The sequence below is a fragment of the Rhodopila globiformis genome, from assembly GCF_002937115.1.
GTDB lineage: Bacteria > Pseudomonadota > Alphaproteobacteria > Acetobacterales > Acetobacteraceae > Rhodopila > Rhodopila globiformis.
In genome coordinates, this window is sequence record NZ_NHRY01000087.1 from 1 (window position 1) to 12053 (window position 12053).

Consider the following 12053-nt stretch of genomic DNA (forward strand, 5'->3'; position numbering starts at 1 on the left):
CATGGCCATCAATGTCATGCAGACGAACGGCGACAAGGACGCCTTGCGCGGCAAGTTCCAGAAGGCCGCCTGGGACAACGCCTATCTCGCTCGCCTCCTGGCACTATTCTGAAGTGCGATTGCCCTGCAAGGCGTGGCACAGGTGCTTGTCCGGCTCCATGACGGGCCGTTGCCGCAACGGATTTGCCAGGTGCGCGCCCTGCGCGGACAGCGTGGTTGATGGGGGATATCCGTTGCCACAAGGAACAATGGCGTCTCGCGGAGGGCCGCGGAAGGGCACGGGGACTTTGGCGCCGCGCCAACATGGCTGTGCGGAGCGAGGTCGTCGCTTGATCGTCATGGCCGGGCGTGTCCGCGTCAGCGCTGGCTCAGGCGGCCGGGTGTGGCGCACTGCCGACTCAGCGAGTAGCGCCCGTCGGAGATCCGTCTCCTGTTCCCCCAGCCTTTGCGGACCTTGGTATGCCGAAAGGCAAGGGCGGTCCGTCCCAGTTGAATGGGCGCGCCAATGGGGGCGCATATGCGGCAAGCGGCACGGCTGGCCCAGGTGGGTCGAAGGCGGCGGCGGAGCCTGGATTGGCGACCGATTTTTAACACGGAGGACGACGGAGGACCCCCAAGGGCCACGAAGGGGTGTGAACGGGTCAGAGCCTGACAATCAATCGACTCCTGGCCAGAGTCGAAGTTGCTCCAGCACACCGCTGGACGGTTGGGATTCCACTTGCAGGCATACAGCGGCGGCATTGCTCTCTTCGGGCTGCGTGCGTTGCGGCCGGAGCGCCCGTTCAGACCACATGACGGCGCGGTCAGCGACGTGCGTTCCTGTCATGGCCGGTGCTTGCTGCGGCCGACGATGGTTCACCACAGAGACACAGTGACACAGAGATTGCAACGAAGCCGTCGGCGACGCGGCGGTTTCGATCTCTGTGGCTCTGTGTCTCCGTGGTGGTGGAATTCGCGGATTTTCCGCCAGTACGACATCGCCGATCGGCCGCCAACGCCGCAGCCCGTTGCTGCATCGGCGCAACCTCGCCGCCAAGGCGGCACCCGTGCCTCCAAGGGCTGTCGCTGCCGTTCCGGCACGTTCGTATCAACCGACCTACAATTTGCGATAGTTCCTGGAATCGCCCAGAAAGGCGATTGATTTTCAGGCTCTCAGACGACGAAGCAGTGCGGCCCCGCGTTCAGGCACATGGCATGAAGGCATCCAGGCAGGCCTGCAGCGACGCTGCGATTCGCCAACACCGAGGGTGTGACCACAGGCAGCAACCATGTGTGGCTATTTTCGTGTCTCACACATGGGGCAGTCCAGGGGGGCAGTCCAGGGGGGCGTCCAGGGGGCACTCCACCAGCAAGGTCCGGTCTTCGTGGCCCTTCGCGGTCCTCCGCTTTCTCCGTGTTAAAAATCACGGAAGCACAAACGGGCACGGACGGTTCCGGATGACCCTGGCGCCATCCGCCACGGACCCGCGCCCCCAATCGTTGCGGACCGTGACCAAGGCAAGCGGCGAAAGGCCTTCCGCCACGTCCAACCGGGTTGGTTCCTCGGGCGAACAGTACCGGTGCCCACGGGACATGTCCCGGCCACCTGCACTGCAACGGCGGGGGTGGATGGCCGGGACACGCCCGGCCATGACGGTAGGGCAACGGACCGGGCGCGCGGGGCGTCCTACATCCCGCCCGGGTAGCTCGGGCCGCCGCCGCCCTCCGGCGGCACCCAGTTGATGTTCTGGGTCGGGTCCTTGATGTCGCAGGTCTTGCAGTGCACGCAGTTCTGCGCGTTGATCTGCAGCTTCGGGTCGCCCTCCTCGGCGCCGACGATCTCGTACACCTGCGCCGGGCAATACCGCGTTTCCGGGCTGCGGTAGCGGTTCCAGTTGACGTCGATCGCCTTCCGCGGATCCAGCAATTGCAGGTGCGCCGGCTGGTTTTCCTCGTGGTTGGTGTTGCTGATGAACACCGAGGACAGGCGGTCGAAGGTCAGCACCCCGTCCGGCCTGGGGTAAGTGATCCGCGGCGCCTTGTCGGCATCCTGGATCGACTCGTTGTCGGCGTGCGGATGGTGCAGCGTCCACGGCGCCTTGCCGCGCATCACCACGGTGTCGAACGCGCTGTACAGGAACCCGCCCCAGCGGCCGAATTTCGCGAACGCCGGCCGTACGTTGCGCACCTTGTACAGCTCCTCCCACAGCCAGCTTTGCTTCAGCCGCTCGGGATAGGCCGTCAATTCCGCCGGATGGTCGCCGGCGAACGCCTCGGCCAGCACCTCGGCGGCGACCATGCCGGACTTCATCGCGGTGTGCGAGCCCTTCACCTTCGGCACGTTCAGGAACCCCGCGGCGTCGCCAACCAGCAGCCCGCCGGGGAAGGTCAGCTTCGGCACCGACTGCACCCCGCCCTCGATCAGCGCCCGCGCGCCATAGGCGATGCGGCGGCCGCCCTCGAAGTGCTTGCGCATGTGCGGATGCGTCTTGAACCGCTGCATCTCGTCGAACGGCGACAGCCACGGATTGCTGTAGTCCAGCCCGACGACAAAGCCGTACGACACCAGGTTGTCGTCGAAATGATACAGGAACGAGCCGCCATAGGTGGCCGTATCCAGCGGCCAGCCCAGCGCGTGCTCGATCAGGCCCGGCTTGTGGACCGCCGGCGGGACCTCCCACAGCTCCTTGATGCCGATGCCGTAGGTCTGCGGCTCGCACTCCGCGCGCAGGTCGAACCGCGCCATTAACTGCTTCGACAGCGAGCCGCGGCAGCCCTCGGCGAACAGCGTGTAGCGCGCCCGCAGTTCCATGCCGCGCTGGTAGTTCTCCGTCGGCTGGCCGTCCTTGCCGATGCCCATGTCGCCGGTGGCGATGCCGGCAATGCGCCCGTCCTCCTCCTCCAGCAGCTCAGTCGCGGCGAAGCCGGGGTAGATCTCCACGCCCAGCGCCTCGGCCTGCTGGCCCAGCCAGCGCACGACGTTGCCCAGCGAGACGATGTAGTTGCCGTGGTTGTGCATCTGCGGCGGCGTCGGCAGCCGGTAGGCCTTGGTCTCCGTCATGTAGAGAAACCGGTCCTCGCCGGCCGGCGTGTCCAGCGGCGCGCCTTTCTCCTTCCAGTCGGGGATCAGCTCGGTCAGCGCGCGCGGCTCCACCACCGCGCCGGACAGGATGTGGCCGCCGATTTCGCCCGCCTTCTCCACCAGACAGACGGACAGGTCGGGGGACAGCTGCTTCAGCCGGATCGCCGCGGCGAGGCCGGCCGGGCCGCCGCCGACGATCACCACGTCGAATTCCATGGCTTCGCGCGTGGGGGTCTCCTCCATGGTACAACTCCTCGCCCTCAGGCTTCTCCGGGATCGGCGGCTTTATTGCGCCAGATTACCGTGCGGGGCAAACCGGCGGACCTGCTGCGGCCTTCAGGCAGCAACAAAAAGGAGTGTCACAGGTGGCAGCGAACACGGCCTTGTTGCTGATTGCCCACGGCTCCAACCGCTATCCTGACGCCGCGGCTGGCCTGCTGCGCCACGCCGCCGCGCTGCGGGCGACCGGGGCGTTTCACGAAGTCGAGGCCGGGTTGCTGAACGGCGCGCCGTCGGTGGCCGAGGCTCTGGCACGCATCAGCGCCGCCAGCGTGCGGGTCGTGCCGCTGTTCATGGAGTCCGGCCACTTCACCCGCGTCGCCATCCCCCGCGCCCTGGGGATAGCCAATACAGGCGCGCACCCGCGCTTCCACCTGTGCTCGCCGATTGGCCTGCACGACGCCATGGCGGGGCTGATCGAGCGCCAGGCCCTGGCCGGCTGCGCCGCGCTGGGGTGCGACCCCCGCAGCGTGGCGGTGCTGGTCATCGGCCATGGCTCGGCCAGCGCGCCAGGTCGGGCCCTGGCACTGCACGAGCACACCGCGCGCGCCGGCTGGAACGGGTTGTTCGCCAGCGTCGGCTCCGCCTGCCTGGAGGAAGCGCCGTTCGTGGCCGATGCCCTGCGCGCGCGGCGCCATCATCCGTTGGTCGTCGTCGGTTTCTTCGCCGGCGACGGCGGCCACGTGCGCGACGACCTGCCGGCGCTGGTCGCCGCCGAGCAGGCGGCCCGCGGCGCCGGTGGCCTGCCGATCCGGTTGCAAGGAACCGTGATGGACGACCCGGAGGTGACGAGTCTTATCCTGGACCAGGCGGCGCTCTGACCGCAGCGGGGAAGAATGGCATGTTTGCCTGTGTCGGTGGCTATACCACGCCTGACCGGGATGGCCGCGGCAACGGGATCAACGTCTTCCAGGTCGATCCGGCCAGCGGCCGCTGGCGTCACCTGCAGCACGTCAGCGGGCTTGAGAATCCGTCGCTGTTCACCTTGAGCCGCGACGGGACGCGGCTGTACAGCGTGCATGGCGCCCGCACCCTGGTCAGCGCGTTCGCCGTCGATACCCGCAGCGGGATGCTGCGGCTGCTGAACCAGGCCGATTGCGGCGGCAGCAATCCGGTCGATTCGGCGCTCGACCCGACCGGGCGGTTCCTGGTCGTCGCCAATTACGGCTCGGGCAGCGTGGCGGTGCTGCCCGTGGCGGCCGACGGCGCGCTGCAGCCGATCAGCCAGTTGGTCACGCTGGCGGGCGAGCCGGGGCCGGACCCGCGGGAGCAGGCATCGTCGCACCCGCACGGCGTCACCTTCGATCCCGGCGGCCGTTTCGTCGTCGTGCCGGACAAGGGCTTCGACCGCACGTTCGTGTTCCGCTTCGCCGCGGGCCGGTTGATCCCGGCGGAGCCGGGCTTTGTCGCCTCGGCGCCCGGCGCGGCGCCGCGCCATGCCGCGTTCCATCCGTCGTTGCCGGTGCTGTACGTCAACAACGAGCTGGCCTCGACGGTCACGGTGTTCGGCTGGGACCGGAAGTCCGGGCACGCTGCCGAGCGGCAGGTGATCGCCACGCTGCCGGTGGGTCATGCCGGACGCAACACGACGGCGGAGATCGCCGTGTCGTCGTGCGGGCGCCATGTGTATGTCTCGAACCGCGGGCAGGACAGCATCGCGCGGTTCCGCGTCTCGCCGGGCAGCGGGCTGCTGCGCTATGCCGGCTCGGTGCCGAGTGGCGGGGCACGGCCGCGGTTTTTCTGCATCGGGCCGGATTCGCGGTATCTCTATGTGGCGAACCAGGACAGCGACAGCATTGCCGTCTTCCACATCGACGCCTCGTCCGGCGGCTTGGTTCCCACCGGCATTGCGATCGGCGCCGGCAGCCCGTCGGCGATCAGCTTCCTAACACCCTCTTGAAACCGGCGCGCCATCCTGTCGATACTGTTCTCAATTGAGACGTACAACAAGGACGACTCCATGGCCAAGGCCAGTTCGGGACGTGCGCAGTCCGCGAAGGGCAAAGCGGCGGCGCGTGGGCGCGGGAAGGACGGCGCCGCGCCTGCGGCGAAAAAACCTGCCACCGCGCCTGCGGCGAAAAAGTCCACCGAGGCCGCGAAAACGAAAACCGCCGCGCCTCCAGCCGGCAAAGCGGCGGTGGTGAAGGCGGCCAGGAAGCCGGCGGTGCCGAAAGCGGCCGCCGCGAAGGCGCCGGCGCGGCCGCGCCCGGGCCTGGGCGCGGCCGCGGTGAAAAAGGCCGCGGCCGGGAAAGAAACGGCCAGGCCCGTGACGCCGACGAAACGGACTGCCGCGGCGAGGAAAGTCGCGGCCGCGAAGCAAGCGGCGCCGGCGAAGAAGCCCGCGCGGGCGAAGCAGCCGGCGGCCCCGCCGGCCGCGGCCGGAAAGGCCGCCGGAGTCGCGCCGGCCCGGACCGTGAACGTGACCAAGGCGGCGCCGCGCCGTCCGGGAGTCCGGGCTGCCACGCCGGTTCTCACCGCCCGGCGCGCCCGCGCCACGCCGGCCTCGCGCAAGGTGCCCGCCGCCGCCAAGCCGGCGGCCCCGGCCAGCAGCCGGCCGCCGCAGGTGTTCACCGTCAGCCACCTGCAGGAAACCGACTTCAAGGCCGAGGGCCTGCGGACCTATGCGCTGTACCGCGACCTGGGCATCGCCGCGGCAACTGCGGGCCTGTGCCAGGCGCACGTCATCCGCTTCGTGCCGCCCTGCACCGACGCGGTGCGCAAGCGGCATGCGCACGCGGTGGAGCTGCAGCTCGTCTATGTGCTGAAAGGTTGGATCAAGAACGAGTTCGAAGGCCAGGGCGAGCAGATGATGTCCACCGGCAGTTGCTGGATCCAGCCGTCCGGCATCCGCCACACCGTGCTGGACTACTCGCCGGACTGCGAGGTGCTGGAGATCATCCTGCCGGCCGATTTCACGACCGAGGAGGTCGCCTGAACCGCCGTCATGCGGCATGATCCCAGCGGCCCGGCAGGCCGGCCGGTTGGGCGCGGGGGTGCCGGGGCGGCCGCGTGCGGCGCCAACAGGATATCGGCGGCTGTGACGCACGAAGGCGCTCAAGTGGTGGGGCCGCCGGCATGACGACGCATGACCGCCTCGACTGCCTGAAGTGCCCCGCGCTGTGCTGCCGCATGGCCGGCTACGTCCGGGTCAGCCGGGAGGACATCCGCCGGCTGGCGAAACACCTGGACATGACCGTCCCCGCCTTCGAGGCGCGGCATATCGTCGAGGTGACCCGCAAGGGCGAGAAGCGGATCAAGGAAGGCTACAAGACCTGCCAGTTCCTCGACGAGCAGCACCGGTGCAGCGTGTACGAGGCCCGGCCGCACGATTGCCGCGGCTATGTCTGCTGGAACCAGCCGGACGAGACGGTGTACCGCTATGCGGTGTTCCTGCAGACCGGCGTGGCGAAGCTGCGGGAGCGGGAGGAGGCCGAGAAATAGCCGGGCGTGGGCGTCCCGTTGGCCGGGATGGGGCGGGGGCCGCCGCCTGGGGCTAGGCGGCCTGCCGGCAGCGCCGCTCTTTGTTGCGATACCGCATTTTTAAAACGCAGAGATCGCAGAGTGGGGCGCAGAGCCCGCACAGCAGGGATCGGGGTGACCTGCGGTCGCAGTGCATCGGCTGCGGGCCCGGCTGTCCCTGTTGCAGCCCTACGGCGGTCGTACATCTCCGGAACAATCTGGCTTCGAGGCACCAGAACAAGGATGCATCGCATGTAATCCTTGTCCCCGTACCGCTCGCCGGAGGTTCAGTCTCCATCCCCGTGGCCCGTCTGTTTGAGCGGCATCGGGATTGGCCGTCGTTTTCGTTGAGTCGAGGCGGCGCCGGTGTGTGGATGGCCGATCGGATTTCAACACGGCCGGATCAACCGGCACGGACGTTTCCGGGTGGCGAGCGGTAGCAGAGCCTCCAGGACGGACTCCATTGCCGCGGGGCAGGCTGATGCCGTGAACAAGCGTTGTGAAAACTCATTCCGAAGATGTACGACCGCCGTAGGTTGCAGCCCGGGGCCTGGCATCCAGGTCAATCAGGGGCGGTTGATACGGGGCCTGGGACATTTCGGGCGTTTTACCGCGCCTGTTGGTGCGGTCTGCATTGGCCCAAGTGGATTTTCCGCCAGTACGGCATCGCCGATCGGCCGCCAACGCCATAACTTGTCCTTGCGTGTATGGAATATTGCTGCCCGGGAGGCGCTGTCCATGCCGCCACCGGCTGTCGCCGCCGATCCGGCACGGTCGTCTCAAACGGCCCGCGATTTGCCGTCATATCCTGTCGCCCGGGAACGCGTCCCATACGCGCGCACATGGCCGGCCGGCGGCGCGGTGCCGCGGGCAATCACCTCGGCGCCAGCAGCGCGCTTGCGAACCGGGCAGGCTGGCCAGGATTTGTCGCGCCAAGCGAGAAAAAGTGACAGGAATACACCTAAGAGTAGCAATTCCGACCTTCCTCGGGGCTACCTGTATCAGTTATCGCATCCATGTCCTTGCCAGTGGCGGTGGAACAATGCTGCCGCGCCCGCCTCGCAGCATGGAGACGGTCATGCCGAAGCGCGCCGTGCGGACAACGACCCGGAACACATTGCTGGCGGCGCTGTCGCCCGAGCTGCGCGGCGTGCTGCTGCCGAAGCTCGACACCGTCCCGTTGCACGCGCGGCAGGTGCTGGTCCGGCCGGAAACCCGGAACGATACGGTGTATTTTCCGGAATCAGGCTGGTTGTCCCTGATCGCCGCGATGGATGACGGGACGCAGGGTGAAGTCGGCTGTGTCGGCCGCGAAGGCATGGTGCCACCGTCGCTGATCCTGGGCGCCAACACCTCGTATGCGGAAATCTGCGTCCATGACGCGGGAACCGCGCTGTGCATGCCGGCGGAGCCGTTCCGGGCCGAGATGGCCGCGTCGCCGCCGTTGCGCGCGCGCCTGCTGCGCTATGCCGAGGCGATGCACGCGCAGGCGATGCAGATCGCAGTCTGCAACGGCCGCCACCCGCTGGACCAGCGCCTGGCGCGCTGGCTGCTGATGGCGCACGACCGGATCGATGGCAACGAAATCACCATCACCCAGGAAACGCTGGGGCTGATGCTGTGCGTCTATCGGCCGAGCGTCTCGGTCGCCGCCAGCGGCCTGCAGCGCGCGGCGATCATCCGCTACCAGCCTGGCCGCATCACGATCCTGGACCGGGCCGCCCTGGAATCCGTGGCGTGCGGCTGCTACCGCATGGTCGCCGCCCGGTTCAGGCAGTTGCTGGGTTGAACAACTCGTGATCGTGTACGCTACCCGACAGCACAGCCCGTCGGAATGAAAGAAAAACCGGCGACGATACTGGGCGGGGAGCAGGCACAACTGAATTGATATCGTATTGATTTTGCAAACCGGCCACCAGCGCTTGCAGCCGCTTGTCCGGCCGGACAAGAGACGGAACCCGGGCGCGCAGGGCGCGTCGCTGCCATGTCCTGCGCCGCAGGCAGGATGGCCGCCACGGGGCCTGGTCCAGGCCCATTCGTGGATCCCGGCCCGGTGCCCGCTCGTCCGGGGGCGCCTGGCGCGGGTCCGGTCGAGAGTATGTGTCATGAACGTAATGGGACAGGCGGAGCGGTTCGCGGCGTCGCTGACGGAGGAGGGCCGCTACCGGCTGCTGATCGAGGCGATCACCGACTATGCGATCTACATGCTCGATCCCGCGGGTATCGTCACGAGCTGGAACCCCGGCGCGCAGCGCCTGAAGGGCTACGAGGAATCCGAGATCCTGGGCGAGCATTTCTCGCGCTTCCACACCGAGGAGGATCGGCGCGCCGGCCTGCCCGAGCGCTCGCTGCGCACCGCGGCGCGCGACGGCACGTTTGAAAGCGAAGGCTGGCGGCTGCGCAAGGACGGCAGCCGCTTCTGGGCGCATGTCATCATCGACCCGATCAAGAGCCCGGCCGGGGACCTCGTCGGCTTCGCCAAGGTCACCCGCGACCTGACCGAGCGCAAGCAGGCCGAGGCGCTGCTGCGGCAAAGCGAGAGCCAGTTCCGCCTGCTGGTCGAGAGCGTCACTGACCAGGCGATCTATCTGCTCGACCCGGGTGGCCAGGTGGACAGCTGGAACCCGGGCGCCGAGCGGATCACCGGCTACCGGCCCGAGGAGGTCGTCGGCCGGCATTTCTCGCTGTTCCACACGCCGGAGGATCGCGACCGGGGCGAGCCGGCGCGGACCCTGGAAACCGCCATCCGGGAGGGGCGGTTCGAGACCGAGGCCTGGCGGGTGCGCAAGGGCGGCGAGCGCTTCTGGGCGCATGTCAGCATCGACCCGATCCGCAACGAGGACGGTGCCATCGTGGGCTTTGCCAAGGTCACCCACGACCTGACCGAGGCAACGGGGACGCGGGTCGCGCTGGACCGCGCCCGCGACGCGATCTTCCAGGCGCAGAAGATGGAGGCCATCGGCCAGCTGACCGGCGGCGTCGCGCATGATTTCAACAACATCCTGACGGCGGTACTGGGCGGGCTGGAGATCGTCATGCGCCGCCTGCCGGAAAACCCCAACATCACGCCGCTGCTGCAGGGCGCCATCCAGGCGGCCCAGCGCGGCGTTTCCCTGACGCAACGGATGATGGCCTTCGGCCGCCGCCAGGAGCTGCGGCCGGAAACCGTTGCCTTGCAGGCGCTGCTGCGCGCGATAATGGACATCATCATCCAGACGCTGGGGCCGCGCATCACCCTGGACACCGATTTCCCCGAGGCGCCCCTGACGGCGCACGTCGACGTCGACCAGCTGGAGCTGGCGGTCATCAACCTGCTGATGAATGCCCGCGATTCGATGCCGTCCGGCGGCTCGGTGCGCATCAGCCTGTCGGCGCGGGCGGTCGATTCCGATGAGATGGCCGGGTTCCGCCTCGGCCGCTATGTCTGCCTGTCGGTGGCGGACACCGGCGAGGGCATGGACGAGGCAACCTTCGCGCGGGCGATGGAGCCGTTCTTTTCGACCCGGGGCGTCGGCAAGGGGACCGGGCTCGGCCTGTCGATGGTGCACGGCTTTGCCGAGCAGTCGGGCGGCAAGCTGCTGCTCAACAGCCGCAAGGGCGAGGGCACCACGGCGGAAATCTGGCTGCCGGTGGAGGCGTAGCCGCAAGATGGAGGCGCAGGATCGGCGCCCTCTCGTCGCAGCGCAGGGGCGTCGCTTTATCCTCGCGGCGTACGGTCGTCGCTTTATCGTCGTGACGCAGGGGCGTCGCTTTATCGTCATGGCCGGCGACCTTGCTCCGCCAGCCCCCTTATCCCGCTACGCATGGGGACACGCCCCGCCAGGACGGAGCGAGCGCACTCCCCGCCTGCCGCAACGTTCAGGCGTGGATCATCGGGCACCCGCCTTCGTTGATCGGCCGGAATGCCCGGTCCGCGGGGATCGTGTCCTGCAACCGGACCAGGTCCCAGGTCTGCTTCGACTGCGCCGGTGACTTCGCCTCGAACAGGTACATGGGGTGGATGACGCGCCCGTCCTCGCGAATGGTGCTCTTGCCGAAGATCACGTCCTCCACAGGGATCTCGCGCATCTGCGCCAGAGTGGCGCGGCCGCTGACCTTGGCCTTCTCCGGCCCCATGGCCGCGACCGCCTTGAGGTAATGGCTGACCGCGGAATACTGCCCGGCCTGCGCCGAGTTCGGCATCGCGTGTCCCACCGAGCGCGCCTGGAAACGCCGGCCGAACGCGCGGGTTCCGTCGTTCAGGTCCCAGTAATACGGTTCCGCCAACCGAACGCCCTGCGCCGCCGGCAGGCCGATGCTGAGGATGTCGTTCAGCAGCAGCCCGACGCCGACCACCCGCTGGCCGCCCGCCATGATGCCGAATTCCGCGGCCTGCTTGACGCAGTTCTCGGAATCGACGCCGCCGTTGGCGAGGCCGATCACCTTCGCCCCGCTGGCCTTGGCCGACAGCAGGAAGGACGAGAAATCCGTCGTGCCGGGGAAGGGGTAGCGTGTCGAGCCGAGCACCTTGCCGCCGGCCCTGGTGACGAATCCGGCTGAATCCCGCTCCAGTTGCTGGCCGAAGGCATAGTCGGCGGTGATAAAGAACCAGGTGTCGCCGCCCTCCTTCACCGTGCTTTCGACGATCGCGTGCGGCACGCTCCAGGTGTCGTAGGCCCAGTGCAGGTGGTTCGGGCCGCACCGTTCGCCGGTCAGGATGGAGGAGGCGGCGCCGGTGAAAATCGCCAGCTTGTCCTTGGCCTTTGCCATTTCGCCCACGGCGATCGCGGCGGAGGACAGTGGCAGGTCGGTCAGCAGGTCCACGCCCTGGGCGTCGAACCAGTCCCCGGCGATCGACAGCGCCACGTCCGGTTTCAGCTGCATGTCGGCTGACAGGAGCTCGACCTTGATCCCGGGGTGGAGCCTGGAGAAATCATCGATGGCAAGCTGCGCGCCGAGGACGGAGCCCTGGCCGGTCAGCGCCGAATACGTGCCCGCCATGTCGGTCAGGACGCCGATGCGAATGATCCGGTTTGCCGCGCTGCTCTGATCCGCCCCGGCGCGGCCCGGCCAGGCGACATCGGCTGCGGTGGCAAGGCCCAGGCCAAGCGCGGCCCGCCGGCTGATGATGTGCTGCATGTTTTCCTCCCCGTGGCGGACGGCCTGCCTGAAGCGTCCGGCCGTCCCGTCGCCAGTCTCTCCGCTATCGAGACTTGCGGCAAATCCCTTGGGGGAGTTCTGGGGGTGGGGAAGCGAGTTGGTGGCGGTTGGGGGG

General features: G+C 68.2%; 8 protein-coding genes. 6 read left to right on the forward strand and 2 right to left on the reverse strand.

Annotated features, from left to right (window positions below; genetic code table 11):
* Positions 1–1666: 1666 nt before the first annotated feature.
* Positions 1667–3304 (reverse strand): electron transfer flavoprotein-ubiquinone oxidoreductase, encoded by a 1638-nt coding sequence (locus tag CCS01_RS09635; protein ID WP_104518617.1) that lies wholly within the window; start codon positions 3302–3304, stop codon positions 1667–1669.
* A gap of 122 nt (positions 3305–3426) precedes the next feature.
* Between CCS01_RS09635 and CCS01_RS09640 the strand changes: the two genes are divergently transcribed.
* From CCS01_RS09640 to CCS01_RS09665, 6 genes are all read left to right on the forward strand, one after another.
* Positions 3427–4161, forward strand: a complete 735-nt coding sequence (locus tag CCS01_RS09640) for a CbiX/SirB N-terminal domain-containing protein (RefSeq protein WP_146101645.1) — start codon at positions 3427–3429, stop codon at positions 4159–4161.
* A gap of 20 nt (positions 4162–4181) precedes the next feature.
* Positions 4182–5240 carry a lactonase family protein gene (locus tag CCS01_RS09645; RefSeq protein WP_104518619.1) on the forward strand — a complete coding sequence of 353 codons (1059 nt, stop codon included), beginning with the start codon at positions 4182–4184 and terminating at the stop codon, positions 5238–5240.
* A 60-nt stretch (positions 5241–5300) separates the two neighbouring features.
* A complete protein-coding gene (locus CCS01_RS09650; protein WP_204848203.1) occupies positions 5301–6275 on the forward strand; it encodes a cupin domain-containing protein in 975 nt (324 codons plus the stop codon).
* 140 nt (positions 6276–6415) lie between these two features.
* Positions 6416–6781 carry a YkgJ family cysteine cluster protein gene (locus CCS01_RS09655; protein ID WP_104518620.1) on the forward strand — a complete coding sequence of 122 codons (366 nt, stop codon included), beginning with the start codon at positions 6416–6418 and terminating at the stop codon, positions 6779–6781.
* Positions 6782–7877: 1096 nt separating this feature from the next.
* Positions 7878–8588, forward strand: a complete 711-nt coding sequence (locus CCS01_RS09660) for a Crp/Fnr family transcriptional regulator (RefSeq protein ID WP_104518624.1) — start codon at positions 7878–7880, stop codon at positions 8586–8588.
* Positions 8589–8904: 316 nt separating this feature from the next.
* Entirely contained in the window at positions 8905–10440 is a 1536-nt protein-coding gene (locus CCS01_RS09665) for a PAS domain-containing sensor histidine kinase (protein WP_204848204.1), read from the forward strand.
* A 217-nt stretch (positions 10441–10657) separates the two neighbouring features.
* Here CCS01_RS09665 and CCS01_RS09670 read toward each other — a convergent pair whose 3' ends face one another.
* Positions 10658–11917 (reverse strand): ABC transporter substrate-binding protein, encoded by a 1260-nt coding sequence (locus CCS01_RS09670; protein ID WP_104518622.1) that lies wholly within the window; start codon positions 11915–11917, stop codon positions 10658–10660.
* Positions 11918–12053 lie beyond the last annotated feature (136 nt).